The 17,694-nt window shown below is 32.4% G+C and carries 15 protein-coding genes and 1 tRNA gene; 4 read left to right on the top strand and 12 right to left on the bottom strand.

Features of this window, described 5'->3' with window-relative positions:
* Nucleotides 1-3 precede the first annotated feature (3 nt).
* Complete coding sequence (locus tag K5V07_RS11135; RefSeq protein ID WP_221917533.1) at nt 4-1,128, top strand: hypothetical protein; 1,125 nt, start codon at nt 4-6, stop codon at nt 1,126-1,128.
* A 1,018-nt stretch (nt 1,129-2,146) separates the two neighbouring features.
* Here the strand turns inward: K5V07_RS11135 and K5V07_RS11130 are convergent.
* The 7 genes from K5V07_RS11130 to K5V07_RS11100 form a co-directional block, all read right to left on the bottom strand.
* Nucleotides 2,147-2,551 (bottom strand): response regulator, encoded by a 405-nt coding sequence (locus tag K5V07_RS11130; RefSeq protein WP_144888991.1) that lies wholly within the window; start codon nt 2,549-2,551, stop codon nt 2,147-2,149.
* A 55-nt stretch (nt 2,552-2,606) separates the two neighbouring features.
* Nucleotides 2,607-4,172 carry an ATP-binding protein gene (locus K5V07_RS11125; RefSeq protein WP_221917532.1) on the bottom strand — a complete coding sequence of 522 codons (1,566 nt, stop codon included), beginning with the start codon at nt 4,170-4,172 and terminating at the stop codon, nt 2,607-2,609.
* A 721-nt stretch (nt 4,173-4,893) separates the two neighbouring features.
* Nucleotides 4,894-5,277 carry a hypothetical protein gene (locus K5V07_RS11120; RefSeq protein ID WP_144888989.1) on the bottom strand — a complete coding sequence of 128 codons (384 nt, stop codon included), beginning with the start codon at nt 5,275-5,277 and terminating at the stop codon, nt 4,894-4,896.
* 542 nt (nt 5,278-5,819) lie between these two features.
* Complete coding sequence (locus K5V07_RS11115) at nt 5,820-6,227, bottom strand: response regulator (protein WP_221917531.1); 408 nt, start codon at nt 6,225-6,227, stop codon at nt 5,820-5,822.
* Nucleotides 6,220-10,266 carry a PAS domain S-box protein gene (locus tag K5V07_RS11110; protein ID WP_221917530.1) on the bottom strand — a complete coding sequence of 1,349 codons (4,047 nt, stop codon included), beginning with the start codon at nt 10,264-10,266 and terminating at the stop codon, nt 6,220-6,222. The genes K5V07_RS11115 and K5V07_RS11110 overlap by 8 nt, the downstream gene beginning before the upstream one ends.
* 113 nt (nt 10,267-10,379) lie before the next feature.
* Nucleotides 10,380-10,586, bottom strand: a complete 207-nt coding sequence (locus tag K5V07_RS15065; protein WP_370632519.1) for an ATP-binding protein — start codon at nt 10,584-10,586, stop codon at nt 10,380-10,382.
* A 573-nt stretch (nt 10,587-11,159) separates the two neighbouring features.
* Nucleotides 11,160-11,236: transfer RNA gene (locus tag K5V07_RS11100), tRNA-Met, on the bottom strand.
* A 155-nt stretch (nt 11,237-11,391) separates the two neighbouring features.
* Here K5V07_RS11100 and K5V07_RS11095 point away from each other — a divergent pair.
* Together K5V07_RS11095 and K5V07_RS11090 are read left to right on the top strand one after the other, a co-directional pair.
* Nucleotides 11,392-11,784, top strand: a complete 393-nt coding sequence (locus K5V07_RS11095) for an START-like domain-containing protein (RefSeq protein ID WP_144888942.1) — start codon at nt 11,392-11,394, stop codon at nt 11,782-11,784.
* A gap of 50 nt (nt 11,785-11,834) precedes the next feature.
* Entirely contained in the window at nt 11,835-12,671 is an 837-nt protein-coding gene (locus tag K5V07_RS11090) for an aminotransferase class IV (RefSeq protein ID WP_221917529.1), read from the top strand.
* Here K5V07_RS11090 and K5V07_RS11085 read toward each other — a convergent pair.
* The 5 genes from K5V07_RS11085 to K5V07_RS11065 form a co-directional block, all read right to left on the bottom strand.
* Complete coding sequence (locus K5V07_RS11085) at nt 12,668-13,228, bottom strand: YqgE/AlgH family protein (RefSeq protein ID WP_221917528.1); 561 nt, start codon at nt 13,226-13,228, stop codon at nt 12,668-12,670. The genes K5V07_RS11090 and K5V07_RS11085 overlap by 4 nt on opposite strands.
* Before the next feature lie 118 nt (nt 13,229-13,346).
* Nucleotides 13,347-13,619: an HU family DNA-binding protein gene (locus K5V07_RS11080; protein ID WP_086454747.1), complete on the bottom strand. Its 273-nt coding sequence runs from the start codon at nt 13,617-13,619 to the stop codon at nt 13,347-13,349.
* A 167-nt stretch (nt 13,620-13,786) separates the two neighbouring features.
* On the bottom strand, nt 13,787-14,737 hold the full coding sequence (fmt, locus tag K5V07_RS11075) for a methionyl-tRNA formyltransferase (RefSeq protein ID WP_221917527.1): 951 nt from the start codon (nt 14,735-14,737) through the stop codon (nt 13,787-13,789).
* Nucleotides 14,734-16,629: an ATP-dependent DNA helicase RecQ gene (locus K5V07_RS11070; protein WP_221917526.1), complete on the bottom strand. Its 1,896-nt coding sequence runs from the start codon at nt 16,627-16,629 to the stop codon at nt 14,734-14,736. The genes fmt and K5V07_RS11070 overlap by 4 nt, the downstream gene beginning before the upstream one ends.
* Before the next feature lie 50 nt (nt 16,630-16,679).
* The gene (locus tag K5V07_RS11065) at nt 16,680-17,219 is read right to left on the bottom strand and encodes an AAA family ATPase (RefSeq protein ID WP_221917525.1); all 540 of its coding nucleotides are present in this window, start codon (nt 17,217-17,219) and stop codon (nt 16,680-16,682) included.
* A gap of 146 nt (nt 17,220-17,365) precedes the next feature.
* On the opposite strand from K5V07_RS11065, the gene K5V07_RS11060 reads away from it, so the two are divergent.
* Nucleotides 17,366-17,650, top strand: a complete 285-nt coding sequence (locus K5V07_RS11060; RefSeq protein WP_086454935.1) for a DUF493 family protein — start codon at nt 17,366-17,368, stop codon at nt 17,648-17,650.
* Nucleotides 17,651-17,694: the final 44 nt, after the last annotated feature.

Below are 17,694 nucleotides of genomic sequence, written 5' to 3'. Positions count from 1 at the left end.
GATATGGTAAAGGAAGTTGACCACACTAACAGCATTTGTTTTTCTGCAGGACTTAAAAACTACTTGGAGAATAAATTTTTAGTAAAAAAAAACGTAAAATCACCTTTTTTTGATGAGATTGATCTTGAATATTGGAGAGGGATTTCAACACGAGTTTCAGAAGGTAAAATGGTGTTTAATGAATTAAAAAAATGCTATCCTCAATTGAATTTCCCAATACAGTTAGGCATAGAAAAAACAGAATTTTATAAAGATATAGTGTTAAGAGGAAAAACAGTCGATATGAATTTTCCTTTTTTACTACACTTAAACGATTTTGAAAATATCACATTTAAAGTTCATAAAAGTATTGCTGGTTCAATACCCATAGTAACGGTTTCAAATAGTGAAGACTTCACTACGATTATACAGTCACTTTTATATAAAAACAACCCTAACTATGTTCCCCAATCTATGGGTGCCGTGTTAATAAACGGCATCAATAATTGGGAGAGATTGACCATTTTAAAAAACAAATGGTTAGCAACCAATACTTTTGGAAATTGGACAGAAGAGTTTACTTGTAATGTATTGCCTAATAAGAAATTATTTAAGGATAATTTAATTATTTTGAGTATAAAACCCTATAGTAATGTAGCAGCAAAACAATTGGGTTTGACTGAAGATGCATGGTTGTCCTATTCCATTTCGATAAGAGAAGAACATGAATGTACACATTTATATACTCTTCAAAAATATGGGATAGCATCAAATAACTTACACGATGAGTTAATTGCAGATTATATAGGAATTGTAAAAACAATTGGATATTACAATAAGTCATGGATGTTGCACTTTATGGGGCTTGAGGAGTATCCTAAATACAGAAAAGGAGCTAGATTAGAAAATTATATTTTAGATAATGAATTTTCCCAAGATGATTTTAAACAACTAATCAAAATTATTAAAAATGCAATTGATAACATTTTTATTTTTGATGAAACCTCTGGAAAATTACTCTCTACAATAGATCAAATGTGCAGGATAGATGCTCTTTGTGAAACAAGTTTAGAGGAATTGTCTTCTGCAAATGGAGCCAGTATACTTATTAATAATTACAAAGCAATTTCAAAAAGGAGCAAAATTTAATTTTTAAACAAAAACCCTTGGTTTTCAAAATCTGAACAATTTTATTTTATAAATGTGGATAGAAAAAACTAACTTATGATTTAAGTTATATTTTGTTAAATAATCCACAGTTAATTTTTTCAATAGTTGCATAATTCAAATCAATTTGACTAAAATTCAAAAGGTATAAATGAAAACTACAATTCATTTATACCTTTTTTTGTTTAAAATCGATTGATATTTGAATTTCAATATGTAAAATTCCTCAGTCCCTTGCCTCGCTTTAGCATTTTAAAGTCTGCATTCCGGAATTCATTTTTAATAAAAAAACCTTAAACAATTCAGGTTTAAGGGTTTGTCTTGGTGTCGAGACCGAGATTTGAACTCGGGACCTCATGGTTATGAAAATTGAAATTTAACTTTTTTATTTTTTAAACTATTGATTTTCAATGTTTTAATTTTTAAAAAAAAATCTATTTTTATCGTTTTTTACCGTTTTCTTCATGCTTTTTCCTCACTCCTAATATGGAAGATGTTTTTGATCTATCACTTGTTTAATGACTGTAATGATTCAGTTTGTTCATTTCAGCTTTAATCCAAAAAGTAATTGAATATCATTGCTTCAGAGTTTTTTTTATACTTTTTGTTACTTCCAGCAGCGAAAAAATAGTTTTGTCATTATTTTTCTCAGGCATAATGACTTTGGATTTATGTAACAAAGGATATTTCCTTTTATGTTTAATCAAAGATAAAGTAGTTTTGTTAAATTGTTATAATTGGGTAGAAATGATTTATTGAATTTTTGTGATAAAGAATGGGTATAGTATTTCTAATTTCATTTTTTAATGATGATGGAAGTATTTAGTGTAATTCATTATTTGATAACAGTAAACAGTAACGGAATGTAATCCCAAGCGAACAGAATGGACTGTTTGGTTTAAACCTGAAAACTTTATAGTTATTTTTTGCGAAAAAAAGTTTTACACACACGGAAAGAACATCCTTGCGGCTAGATTTAAAAGTTGATTGAAAACAAAATTCAATTAAAAATTCCTAAAATAACTTCTTCTATATTTTGGCTTGATATAGGCTTTACCAAATAACCTGACAATGCACTAATACTTTTGGCTCTTAAAACATCTTTTTCATCCACAGATGAAGTCACCATGTAAATTACTATTGTTTTAGGTATCATGGGCTTGATTATTAGGTATTCCTCCAAAAACTCCCACCCATCCATAACAGGCATGTTCACATCTAAAAATAGAATGTCAGGAATGTTTTCTATATTACCCATCTCATCCTTTAGAAAATTAATGGCTTTTAGTCCATTTGAAAACACGATAATCTTATTTACTAGATCAGTCTTTTTCAGCAAAAGTGATGTAGTGAACTGATAAATATCATCATCGTCTACAATGCAAAAAGTATTTATCTTTTTCATAAATGTTTTTTAAAGAATTGTACTATTTTTTACAATCACAATATTTTTTTTAAATTTAAGAATTATTGACATTGAAATAGATAATAAATTTGGATCCTTTATCTACTTCACTTTCAGCATAAATCGCACCTCCCATTGTTTCGATTTGATTCTTAGTGATAAACAAGCCAGCACCCTTCGCATCAGGATGCTCGTGAAATGTTTTATTTAGACCAAAAAGCTTTGCGCCATGTTTTTCTAGATTAATGCCCATGCCGTTGTCTTCGCAAGTTAAGCTAATCATTCCATCTTTGTCAATAAACGATTTAAAAATAATTTGCGGTGCTCTTTTTGGTGAGCTGTATTTAATCGCGTTAGTTAATAAGTTTAAAAAAACACTTTCAAGGTATACTTTTGGATAATCAATTTTCTCACATGCATTGAAATCGTAAGTAATTGTGGTAGCCGTTTCGTTAATCTGTGTTTCCAGATTGATTAGATGATTTGATAAAATATCTTGAAAGAAAAGTTCTTCTTTCGGTATTTCACTATCTTGCCGTATTCGCACAACATTTGTCAAATCGTTTACCGTAGTAGAAAGACTTTGAAAGGCAATGTCGATTTTTTCAATGAACATGTTTCGCATATCATCATCTGTTTCGTCTTTTAGTAAATTTAACAAAGCGGCTAAATTGGCAACAGGTGATCTTAAATTATGTGAAACAATATAAGTAAAATCTTCTAATATCTTTCTCTTTTTCTCTATTCCATCAGCTAATAGTTCGAAATGATTAATATTACGCTTAAGTTCCTGTTCATATAGTTTTTGATGTGTAATATTTCGGGTTATTGTTAAGACATCTTCAGGTAATTCTCCTACTTTATTTTCAAGTGGTATGATTGATAATTGAAAATAGTTATGTTGATTTTCATTGGTGTTCATTTCAAATTCAAACGTTTCGGTTTTATTTGTTTTGAAAACAGATTCTACATGGCGAATGAATGATTCATTTATCTGGTTATCGACCTCCACACGCACTTCTCGAATATTCTTACCAATAATATTTTCAGCATCCATGTTTTGTATTTTGCGAATCGAATTATTGATGAATTGATAGGTTAAATTTTTGTCAATCCGAGTAATGATATCCGGATTACTATTAACTAGAGTCTTAAATTGATTCTCACTGATTGATAATTTTTGATAAGCAATGGCCAAGTCTCTCGTTTGTTCCTCAATAATTAGTTGCAAATCTGCAGGAGATCGATATTGTGATGCTATCGGAAGGAAACGATAAAGCACCAAAACAGTAATCCAAGATATCAATGCTGTCATGCTTAAGACTACCGCATTTAGCCGGTATAACGGAAACCAAAATATAATAGCGTCCACAAAATGCGTAGTGCCGCAAAAAAAGATAAAGAGCATAAAGCATATGAACACTCTATTAAATATTTTTTCTTTTCTTTTTTTGACAAATTTGTATAAGAAGATCGGTATAGATAGGTAAGCTAATCCAATAGCTATATTTGAAATAATGTAGAGCCAACCGAGTGTTTCTGACCATTGCCCGCATATCCATCGCGGCATAAAGCCACCAGAACTGAAAATATTTTCTACGATTTCAAAAATTTCATCCATATTTCATTTTTTTTTTTTTCTGTAGGCAGTCTAATTTTACAGCATGTAGTGCATAACGAACCATTTTTCAAAAAACGAATACATGGCTTTTAGCTAACAACAATTTGTCTAAAAATCTCTAAACAAATATTATGTGGTAAATTACAAAATAATTATAAGTGATTTCACTTACAATAAAAAAAAATTTATGGAATTCGCTTTGAGATAATAAAAGTATAACTAAGCTTTAAAAACAGCTGTTAAAGTTCCAAAATATAAAGCCAATACTTTTAAATATTGTTTTAGTACGTCTGTTTGGATTCATTTATTAGTAACGATATACTTTCTTAGTATTTTGATATCATTGTACAAAACGATTTCCTAATTTTTTATGGTAAAGGACATGGAGCGTTTTTCCAGTTTCATTTTTTAATAATTGTAGAGTTATTGGCATTACTTCTTCATTTGTTAGAAATAAAACGCAAGGAAAGTAATACGAGCGAACGGGTAAGGGAATTTATGTATAAAAGGAATAATACACGATACCAAACCTAAATTATTTCTCAAAAAAAAAGTAAGACACTAAATCCTCTCGAAATTCTCTCTTAAATCTTTACGATAACTCCATAAATGTTGACTGTATATAAGTGGTTCTCCCGAAAAAAGGGGACAGGCTATTCAACAGGGGTTTCATTGTTCGTGCTGCGCACGCAATGAAACCAATACATAAAAGAGTTAAAAATTAATCAGTGTTAAAGATGGATCTAAAAACTCCTCCAATTGCCCCAATAATCAAACCAGATTTAGCATCACTAGCACCATAAGGATTGAATGAATCAATTTTAGGGTTTCTAAGGTTATTATTGAAATTGATTGTCGATTTCACAAAGTTTGAGGTGTCTTTTTTGATGATGAAAATATCATTTAATTTGGAATTCTGGTTATATGCTGAAAACAATTCTGTAGAAAAGTCTTTAAAATCAAATTTTAATGAAAAATTTTTAATTGTATCTTTTTTTTGAGACAATATAAAAAAGTTTTTTAGGTCTTTTTTATGTGTGGTATCAATTTGAGAATACAATATTGTAGTAAAAAATAACAAGGATAAAATAGATATTTTTTTCATAGTTATTTTAAATGATGATTAACGTTATTGTATATCTAGTTCTAAGGTTTCTGCCTACGTTACGACACTACAGCGGGTTTTGGACTAAATTAAGCCCAATTTTCGGATTAGCCAAAATTTCCAAATACAAAACCAACTTCATATTAGGCCGAAAACCCAAATTTCACAAAACCACTGATATGACTTGGTTGTTCTTTTCTGAAGCTTTACATGCTTTCTAGGGTGCGGCTATTTAACACACACTTTACGGAGTTTTCGCTGATGGATAGGTTTATGTATGGGGTTGTAAAGTGCTAGAATTGCTGTAATTTTATAGTGGTTTTTCCAAATATTTTTTGAATATCTAACTTGTTTGGAGCAATTTTTAATTTGGGTCAAAGTAGCTTACTAAAAATCATCTATGATTCCATTTTAAAAGGACTAATCCCGAGCCTATAAGTAGTTTAGAAACTTACAGGTTTTTGTCTTTGGTTTCAATTTTACTTCACTAATTAGGTTTCTAATTTTGTGAGTATGGTATTATAGCTTTTGTTAACAAGCCGCTAAAATCTTTCTGATTGTATATTATTAAAGTTCAATATTTCTACAATATCAACACTGCTTAATGGTTTGTAGTAAAATTTTTTAACAATTGAATGTTGACTGGACCTCTCAATATCTACTTTGTCTGTAGATGATGATAAAATATATAATGGTATATTGTGGTACTCACTAAACTGTTCTGATTGTATTTGGTCTAGAAACCCCCACCCATCTAGTACAGGCATATTTATGTCCAAAAGAACAATACATTCTGATAAGTAGCCTTGATGCCCAAATATTTTTTCTAAACCTATTTTACCGTCTTTACATAAAATAATTGTTAAAGTGCTGTCCACTTTTATCATCATTTTTTCTACAATAAAGCTAAATACGGGATCGTCATCAATAATAAATATTGTCTTACTCATTGATTTTATTTAATTGAATTTCTTGAGCTTCTTCTGTGATTTTCCTTATAATAGCATCCATTTCATCGGATGAAACTCGTAGTTGCTTTAAGCAAAACATCAAATCATCGAGATTGTCTCGCTGCATTTCTATTAAGTTGATGATACCTAATATTCTGGATAGGGGTGCTCTCACAAGGTGAGATTGCGTCCATGCAATGTTTCTAAGTTTTTCATTTTGTGCTTCCATCTGCATAACGTATTGGCTTCGGCTTAATGCAAATTGTTCAAGTTGCTCATTAGAACGTTGTAATTCTTTGGTTTGGATATTTAACTTTTTATTTATGTCCAACAGTTTTACTTCGCTTTGCTTTCGCTCCGTAATATCCAAAATTACTGCCAGAAATCTTTTATTGTTGCCTTCTACGATGAATTGTAAATGGATTTCCACAGGGTAAAGGTTCCCGTTTTTTCGTTTGTGATTTGTAAAAAAGATAATTTTTTCTTTTTCTTTAGTTATCAACTGATTTATCAGCTGGTTATAAGTTGTTCCGGTAAATTCTGGGTTTAGATCAAGCGGAGTAAGTTCCTTTATTTCTTGTTCTGAATAGCCGATGTTATTGAGAGCACATTGGTTGACATAAGTGAATTTTAATGTTTTTGCATCAAAGACATAAATTTCATTCAAACTTTTTTCCAGCGTTGCAAGCAAACTGTTTTTGTCTTGCTCTGCTTTTTTGCGTTCCGTGATATCTACATTAGATCCGAGATAACCAATATGTTCATTCTTATCATTGAATAATTTTTTAGCACTTCCATTGACCCAAATGATGTTTTTATTGCTACTTAAAAAGCGATATTCATAATTCCATTCATCATTAGATTCAATTAATTTGTACCAATTGTCAGTTACATAGTCCATGTCCTCAGGATGAAGAGCGTTAATCCATCCTTTACCTAAGGCGTCTTCCAATTGCATTTCTGCCATTTCAAGCCACGTTTCATTGGCATATATACAATCTCCATTTATATCAGTTGTATAAATAGCAATTGGTGACTGTTGCGTATATGATTTAAATCTAGCGTCGCTTTCCTGTGTTTTTTTTATAGCAGCCAATAATTCTAATTGAGACTCTTTACGCTGATGAATATCCTGATAGCTACCATATATGCGGATACATTTTCCATTTACCATTTCTCTTTTACCAATGCATCGATTCCATCGCTCATTTCCTTTTGGTGAACGAAGAAGTACTTCCTCATCAAACTCTATACCATCAGAAATTAAAAGGTCCAGTGCTTTCTGAATGCGTTCTTTACTTTCTCCAACATGAAATTCTATACCACCTGTTAATGTAGGGTTGTAGCTATCATCCACCTCCACTATTTCCCTCAGAATTGGAGACCAATAAATGCTTTCTCCGTCTTGGTTGATCAAGTCCAGTTCCCAGCTTCCGACTCTTGCCATGTTGGTAACCTCCTCTAGCAATTCTTCATTTTTGGCTTCCTGTGTAATGTCTAGTACCATTACATGGAATAGAATGGTTCCATCTGCCAAAAAAATGGGAGTTCCACTGCCAAAATGAGTTCTAATTTCGCCGTTATGATTAACAATTTTAAAGCGACAAGTCCACTTTGATTTTGTTTCGATAGATTTGGCTACACTCGACTTGACTTCTTCTATATCACCACCTTGCTTTATTTGATCCCATAATAAGTCAATATTCTGCATTACTTCGTTGGTTGTATAACCCCACATCTTCTCAACCATTCCAGAAATAAACTGCATTGAGTCGGTACCGTCCGGATGAATGATATAGGTGTAAACTACCCCTGGTAAATTATCTGATAAGGATTGCAAGCGAATCTCGGCTTCTTTACGTTTATGGATATCCTGAAAGCTGCCATAAATTCTGACGCATTCCCCATTTATAAATTCAGCGTTACCAATGGCTCTTACCCACAATTCGTTTTTATTTGCGGTTACAACTACCGCCTCAAAGTCAAAAGAAGTACCTAACTGAATGCATTGATTGACCGCTTCGGTAATCATGGGTTTGAAATCTTCCCGGTAAAAATTAATGCTCTGGGCAAGGTCCGGCTTAAAACTTTGGGGATTGGTTTCGTGCAATTGATGCACCATTTCAGTCCACAATATTTTGTTTTTTTTCAGATCTACTTCCCAGCTACCTATCCTTGCTAGATTGGAGGCTTGTTCAAGTAGCTCTTCGTTTTTAGCTTCTTCAGTGATGTCTAGCACCACTGAATTATATTGCACAGTACCATTAGATAAAAATTCCGGTGTTCCCAATCCTTGGAGCAATCGTTTTTCGCCATCCGCTCTAACGATGCTAAAACGCATATACCACTGCGATTTATTTTCAGTTGAGTCACTAATGCTTTGCTTCATTACTTCAAAATCACCTCCGGCTTTTACTTGATTCCAAACCAGATCAGAATTGTCTTTTACCTCTTCCGGGCTATACCCCCAAATTTTTTCAGATCCCTTACTCACATATTTAAATTCATCTGAACCGTCTGGATGAATTAGGTATGTAAAGACGACTCCTGGGATGTTGTCAGACAAACTTTGCAGACGACTTTCAGCTTCTCTGAGGTCGGTAGTGTCCTGGAAGCTTCCAATGAACTTGGCACATTTTCCTTCAATGAATTCAGGGCTACCAATCACTCGTACCCATTTTTCTTTATTACTTCTAGTTATAATAACAGCCTCATAATCTAAATAAACTCCTTGAGTCAGACTTTTAGTGATTTCATCCGTAACATATGATTTATGTTCTTCCTTATAAAAGTCTATAGCACTTTCAACATTTGGGACAAATGTACCAGGGTCTACATCGTGCAAATAGTATACCTCATCTGACCAAAAGAGTTTGTTTTCAATCAGGTCGTATTCCCAGGTTCCAATTTTGCCTAAATCATTGGTTTGTTTATTGAGTTTCTCTAATTTTTTCTCTTCGGTGATATCTCTCGAGTTGGCCACAATACCATTCACAGCAAGGTTATCCAGCATATTAGTCAATACTGTTTCTATCCATCGCCATTCATTTTTGCCATCCCTCAATCTAAAAGGCTCAACAATCACTTTGTTTTCGGTACTTATTCGCTGTATGTATGCGGCTGATTTTTCGATATCATCGGGATGGATAAAGTCGAATATGGAATTGCCGTCAAACTCCTCTGGGGTAATCCCTAAGATTGCCGTTGTGTTAGGACTGGTGTAGATATAATTTCCAGCCGCATCGATAATACTGATCATATCAGACCCCTCTTGCACTAGTGCCTTAAAGCGGTTTTCACTCTCAATCAGTAATTCTTCTTTTTGGATTTTTTCCCTTGCATCACGCGCTACGCAAAACATAATTTTGCTTTTTGGGTCATATCGTACTGACCATAAATTGAAAGCAATACCTCCATCTTTTCTTTTATAACTATTTTCAAAAGTTGTAACGTTTTTGCCTGAAAGAATATCTGCAGCGGCTGCATTAGTTTTTTCTACATCTTCATCAATAACAAAATCAATGTATGCTCTACCAACCAATTCATGCTTTTCATATCCCCATAATTCTTTACAAGCAGCATTCACCTTCTTGAAGAATCCCTGCTCATCAATAGAACAAATCACATCCAAAGAAGCATCCATAATTATTTCTGCTTCAGTATTTGATTTTATAATCGAAGTAATATCTCTTAATTGACATGCTACACTAGCAACAACTCGGTTTTCATCGATTATTGGATGAAACGATATTTGACTGTATTCAACTTGATTCGTAGTAGGGTTGTAAAACTGATCCTCAATTTCGAAATGTTCGCCATTCAGCCCACGCACAAAATAGGATTTCCATTTTTCTATTGAACCATCACCAAAACCTACTGTAAAGATCGGTTCGTCCAATTTTTTTTCTTTGCCATTCACTTGTGTCATGGCGTTTTGATACGCTTTATTGGCGTATATTAACTTAAAATGAGAATCGATGATCCAAATAAGGTCCTTCGACTGTTCAACAAAAAGATTGGCAAATTGTTTATCAGTCATTTATATTTGTTTTTTAAAGTCAAATATAAATATATTTTATTTTAGACTTGAGTTTAATACATTAATAAATTTTGTGATAGTTTCATTTTTTATAACTATTTAACATTATTTTTTTAAATAGTGTAATGAAATATTGGACCTTGGCCCCATATGGATTGAAATGTAATTTTTCGTACGTGCAATTCTTCTATTTTTTTGCACACTGAAGGCCTGACACCATTGTTGACAGCGTTTCGGTCAAGCGTTTTGAAAATTTTTGATATATTTTCATGCTGATCAGCAGGAATACCAATACCATTGTCTTTAATATAGAAGCTAATGATTTCATTTTCCTGAAAACAGAAACTTTTTTATAATTATAAATTTTGGATGATGTTTTTGAATACTTAGGTATGATGATATTCTTGAGTCTGATGGATTAGGATTTGTATAAATTCTGATTCCTGTTTAAAAATCTAAACACTCAAAAAAAACAACAACCTTTGATATTTTGGTTAAAGGTTGATGCTATTTGGCTCTGCTTAAGCCAGTATTCAAAGAACTTATGGAAGAAGGCTTGCACTGTATTTCTAATACAAGGTTTAAAATAATTTCTGCGCAATATAGGAAAAGGGTCTGTTTTTTTCTTTTTTGATAATACCTCTATTTAGGTTTTGATGTAAATTGTTTGTCTTGTCAGTTTAAATTGCTTGTTATAAAAATGAAAACAAAAAAAGGACTGGTGTGATTGAACCTGAGATCTGGTTACTTATTGTTCACATTGTCAGAGTTATATATAGGTATCTTTTTTAAATTCCTCACTCCCTTTCCTCACTTGAGCGTTTTAAAGTCTATATTTTCGAAATATAATTCCAACAAAAAAACCTAACATGTTGATGTTAGGGTTTTTATTTTGGTAGCGAGACCGAGATTTGAACTCGGGACCTCAGGGTTATGAATCCTGCGCTCTAACCAACTGAGCTATCTCGCCATTGTAGGGTGGTTAACTGTCCCTCATTGCGGGTGCAAATATAGAAATAAATTTAGAGCTTGCAAGCATAAATTAATAAAAAAAAAATATTTTTAAAAAACCTTTTTTTATGTGGTAATTATCTATATATTTCCAAAAAAATACAAAAGTATCTCATGGATCAAAAAGTACGTTACGAAATCGAGTTTCCCATAAATTCATCCCCTCAATTACTGTATCAATACATATCAACTCCATCAGGGTTGTCAGAATGGTTTGCAGATAACGTTAACTCGAGAGGTGAATATTTTACCTTTATTTGGAATGATTCAGAGGAAAAAGCCAGACTTGCGTCTAAAAAAACGGGCGAGAAAGTAAAATTTAAATGGGTTGATGAGAATAGTAAGGATACAGAGTACTTTTTTGAACTACACATTCTGGTTGATGAGCTTACCAAAGATGTATCTCTAATGGTAGTAGACTTTGCCGAAAAGGGAGAGGTTAGCGAAGCTACTTTATTATGGGAAAATCAAATTTCTGATTTAAAACATCTCATCGGTTCCGTTTAAAAATAGTATTTATAACTATATTTGCCTTAAATAATTTTAGGGCTTTTTTTATGGTTAATTTTAACGGAACAATTATTTCTCAAGACGATTGCAAATGGGGGCAAAACCGTGCTTTTTTGTATGGTGATGGTGTTTTTGAAACAGTCAAAATTGTCAATAGTAAAATTCTTTTTCTAGAAGATCACTATTTCAGATTAATGGCGTCCATGCGCGTTCTCCGAATGGAAATTCCCATGAATTTCACCATGGAATTTCTTGAAGAAGAAATTATTTCTTTGGCACTTAAAAATGAAATATCTAGTTCGGCAAGAGCCCGAATTACAGTTTTTAGAAACGAAGGTGGGTATTATTTGCCACAAAATCAAACCGTTTCATATTTGATTCAAGTAGTTTCAATTGAAAATTCTCATTACGATATTGAAGATAAAAAGTATGAAGTAGATTTATACAAGGATTTTTATATTTCTAAACAATTACTTTCGAGTATTAAGACAACAAATAAAATTATTAATATAACGGGTAGTATTTTTGCTAGCGAAAACGGCTTAGACAATTGTATCTTGCTCAATGATAGTAAAAATGTAGCCGAAGCACTGCAAGGAAATATATTTATGGTGCAAGGAAATAAGTTAATAACGCCGCCTATTTCAGAAGGTTGTTTGAATGGTATTATGCGAAAACAAATTTTGCAAATAGCAAAAAAAATAGATAATCTTGAAGTATTTGAAGAGGTAATTTCTCCATTTGATCTTCAAAAAGCAGATGAATTATTTGTTACCAATGTAATAAAGGGAATTCAACCCATAACACATTATCGTAAAAAAACATATATTTCAAAAATAGCTTTACAGTTGCTTGATGAAATAAATAAGCTTGTGCAAAATTAATTTAGATAAGGATTTTCAGGTGCATTTGACCATATTAGGTAATCACCCCCAAGTTCCATTATTTGTTCTTTCCAAAAATGAGTTGCAGATTTTCCAATGATCTTGTTTTCATAACTATTTGCTGTTATGATCCATGAATTGCTTTTCATTTCGGTTTCCAATTGGTTTTCATGCCAGCCCGTATAGCCCAAAAAGAAACGAATGTTGTCATTATTAATGTAGCCTTTATTGATAAGTTCTTTAGTGAACTCAAAATCACCACCCCAATAAATACCATTTGATATTTCAATGCTATTTGGAATCAAATCAGGAATGTTGTGAATAAAATATAAGTTATCTTGTTCTACAGGTCCGCCATTGTAAATCTTGAAAGAAGCATCAATTTCAGGAATTAAATCGTGAATAGTGTATTTTAAGGGTTTATTAATGATAAAACCTATTGAGCCTTCTTGGTTGTAATCAGCTAGTAAAATCACTGATCTGTTGAATGATAAGTCGCCAATTATGGAAGGTTCTGCAATGAGCAAATGTCCTTTTTTTAATTTATCTGTAATCATTGGAATAATTTTTTTATTAAAATTAAGGTTTTTATTATTTAATTCATAAACATTTTCGTTGAAATGCAAAAAAAAACCTTCCAAATGGAAGGTTTTGTCTATATATGGTGTTCTAAAATTAGTTCACTGCACTCTCAAGTTCAGCTCCAGCTTTAAATTTCACTACATTTTTTGCTGCGATTTGAATCGTTTTACCTGTTTGAGGGTTTCTACCATCTCTTGCAGCTCTAGCAGATACTGACCAAGATCCAAAACCTACTAATGAAATTCTACCACCTTTTTTCAAGGTTTCTCCCACGTTACCTAAAAAAGACTCTAAAGCTAATTTTGCAGCTGCTTTTGTTATTCCTGCATCTGCAGCGATAGCATCGATTAATTCTGATTTGTTCATAATAATAGTTATTAATTGTTGGTTATCAAATATTGTTAATATACAAATTTAAGTGGATTTCCTTTCCTCGCAAGTGTTTTGTGTTAATTTAGCTTAATTTGTTGATAACTTATTTTTTTTGTTGATAAATCTAGGCGTCGCGCTGTGATTCCCTTGTTTTGTTGGGTCTAATACGCTTTTGCAAAAGCAGAAAAAACAATTCCGTTCAATAAATCGCTAGTATTCATTCTTTTCTTTCCTGGAAATTGTAAGCTCAGTATTTTGACAAATCCATCAGAAACAGCAATTTTTAATTCTTTCTTGGTACAATGTACGCTTCCTATTTCAAAGGCATGTTTTTCTAATACAATTGACGATTCATATATTTTGACATTCCATTCCTCTTCATTGTCTTTGAAATAGCACCATGAGGCTGGATAAGGACATAATCCTCTAATTAAATTGTGAACTACACTTGCGGATTTTGTCCAATCTATTTTACAGTTTTCCTTGTTAAGTTTGTACGCAGTTTTAATTGATGCATTGTCTTCTTGAATCTGAGTAGAAACATCACCTTCTGCAATCATTTCTAATGTTCTGATTACAGTTTTACTGCCTAATTCCATCAATCTGTCGTGTAGTTGGCCCGCATTTTCGTTCTCATCAATAGGAATTTCGTCACTTAAAATCATTGCTCCGGTATCAATTTTATCATCTATAAAAAAAGTAGTTACACCAGTTTTGCTTTCTCCATTGATAATTGCCCAATTTATGGGAGCTGCACCTCTATATTCCGGAAGCAGGGAAGCGTGTAGGTTGAATGTTCCTAATGCTGGCATATCCCAAACGACCTTAGGTAACATTCTAAACGCTACAACAATGTGTAAGTTTGCATTCAAGTTTTTTAATTCGGATAAAAAATCTTCATCTTTCAAGCTTGCTGGTTGCAATAATGGAAGCTGATTTTGTAACGCAAATTCTTTTACAGCCGAAAATTTTATTTTTTGACCGCGTCCAGCAGGTTTGTCAGCTGCAGTGATGACACCTACCACATTATAGTTGTTTTTTAAAATAGTATCAAGTATCCCTACTGCAAAGTCTGGAGTTCCCATAAATACAATTCGTAATTTATCTGTCATAATCGTAATGTGTAAGTATTGTTTGGTTGAACCAATATGATGTTATTTTCTAAAAGATCTTGTAAAACGGAAAAAACGTCTTCGGTTGAACTATTCGTTTTATTTTGAATATCTCTGGAGCTTAAATCTCCTTGCTTGAGCAAAGTTACTATTTCTTGAGCAAGATTCTTACTGTCTTTTTTCTTTATTTTATGTGTTATGCAATAGGAGCAATGACCACAATCCTCTGTATTTTTCTCTCCAAAATAGTTTAGAATTAATTGACTTTTACAAGTGTCTTTATTGTTTATATATTCAATTACAGATTCGAGTTGTGTCTTTTTTAATTGGTTTTGATGTTCTAAGTGTTTGGATACTCTATTTATTGTTCTTTCGTCTTCTCGAATTTCGTTAAAAACCAATGTGGTATCATTGTTTTTAGATTGGTATTCTACTATGTTTTTTTCTTTTAATTTGTGTAAAACAGCATGTACTTGAGCTTCATTATGATTTGATTTTTTTGCTACAAGCTGCAGGTTGAAAGGGGTTTGCATCTCATATATGCCTGGATATGTACGCAAAATAGCTAAAATTATTTCTTCATCATTTGGATTCAAACTCATGTATCGAATTACTTCTTTTGAAGGTATGGTGAATTGCAAAGTAATTTTCTCTGAGAATTCTTGTGATAAAGTAATAACTCCTTGGCGATCTAAAAACTGCATTGCAGCGTACGTTTTTAAGGTAGGAAATTTATACTTGATGCAAAATTGGTTCAAATTAAACGTAAATTGTTCATCAATACCTTCGCCATAGGCAATTTGGAAATAATTGCAAAGCTTAACATACATTAGGTTTAAAAATTTCTTGTCAGGCAAATTGTTTAAAAACTGATTTTCAGCATGAATTATATCTGATGGACTCGTCAGTAGAATTGCAAAAGCTTTTTTTTCATTACGTCCGGCACGACCAGCTTCTTGGTAATAATTCTCCATGTTTTCTGGTAATTGTATATGAATTACCGTTTTTACATTGGGTTTGTCTATTCCCATTCCAAAAGCATTTGTTGCTACAATGACTTGTGCCTCTTCCTGCATCCAGGCCTGCATGTTCTTATCTTTGTCTTTTGTAGTGAGTCCTCCGTGATAGTAAGTAGCTTTAAATCCTAAACTGTTTAATTGGGAAGCAATTTCAAGAGTTGATTTTCTGTTTCGAACATAAATAATAGATGGATCTGGATTTTTTTTTAAAACTTGCTCCACTCTAAATAATTTATCCTCTACTTCAAAAACCATGTAAGCAATGTTTGGTCTTGAAAAAGATTTTTCAAATAATATTGGTTTTTCAAGACTAAGCTGTTGTATGATATCCGTTTTTACTCTAGGAGTTGCACTTGCGGTTAAGGCCAGAAAAGGAGTGTTTGGGAGGTACTCTTTAAGTGTAGAAATTTTTAGGTATGCAGGTCTAAAATCATGTCCCCATTGGGATACACAATGCGCTTCATCAATTGTGATTAAATTTATAGGAAGTTTTTTTATGCGATCAATAATCCAGTCCGATTGTAACCGCTCGGGTGATAAATAAAGAAATTTATAATCACCGTATTGACAGTTGTCTAGCAAATCTATCATTTCTTCGCTTCTGATGCCTCCTGTCAAGGCAATTGCTTTGATGCCTTTTAGTTGTAAATTAGCTACTTGATCTTTCATTAATGCTACCAGCGGAGAAATGACAAGGCATATTCCTTTGTTTAAAAGCGCTGGGACTTGAAAACACACTGATTTTCCACCTCCAGTAGGCAATACTGCAAAGGTATCTTGACCTTGCAGTACAGATTCAATAATCTCATTTTGAAGCGATCGAAAGGAGTTGTGTTTCCAATATTTTTGAAGAACAGCAAGAGCATCATTCATAAAGTATCTGTTTTATTACCATGAAAAATTAAAACTCCTTGTTGATGCAACTAATTCGAGATAGTGTTTAAGATAAAATGAATTCTATTTTCCATTGTGTCTTTCGGAACTTCAATCAAATCGTAGCCATAGTTTTTATATGTTTCAATAAGATGACTGTGAATGAGTTTCGCTTGCTCAAAATTCTCGTATCGCGCATCATCACTAATATAAATTTCTTCCCAAGGTGGTAGGATGAATATTTTTGAGTACGTGTGTTCTTTACAGGCCATATCAAAACTTGCAGGGTAACTATCGCCTATGTAGTGCATGTAAGCCAAGACATCAGGGATTCCTCTGTCTATAAAAACTACATTATGAGCTTCGTTTTGAGCGTTATAAAATTGTTTTATCCTGCCTTCAAGCAATAATTCACTAAAAAGCAATGGTTTTTCAAGGAATAATTGTTCTATTCCTTGTTTTTTTGCCTCCATGGTAACTTCACGTGAAATTTCAGGATAACAGCAATGGCCTTTTGCGACCAGTCCGTCTATAATAGTAGTTTTTCCTGTACCAGGACCACCTATGATAACAATGATTTCTTTTTGCACTTTTAAAAAATAAGGGGCAAATTTACTTAAACTTATTGGGATTATAAAAATTCAGCACATATAAAATGCAAATAGATAAAAATTCACAAATCAAAAATTCATAATTAACGGTTGAAACCGTATATTTGCCTTTATTTTAAATCAAAATGGATAAAAAGACTGAAGAATTTTATGATCGATTAAAAGTAGAGTTAGACCTTAATAATACTTGGCCTGCAGAATACTTATTTAAATTTATAGTGCCAAGTGATGCTAAAAATATTGAAAAAGTACAGACTGCTTTTGATTGTATGGGTGCTGTCATCAAAACAACAAAATCTAAAACGGGTAAGTTTACGAGCATATCCATTGATGTGACCATGAAAAACTCACAAGAAATTGTAGATAAATACTTGGAAGTTTCTACAATTGAAGGCATTATTTCTTTATAAAAACATAATTTTTGATGTGCTTCTCGATTGGGTGAACTTCTCGA

Source organism: Flavobacterium sp. CHNK8, from assembly GCF_019774515.1.
GTDB lineage: Bacteria > Bacteroidota > Bacteroidia > Flavobacteriales > Flavobacteriaceae > Flavobacterium > Flavobacterium tiangeerense.
Note: the sequence above shows the minus strand (reverse complement) of the source record. Positions and strands in the feature narration are given on the sequence as shown.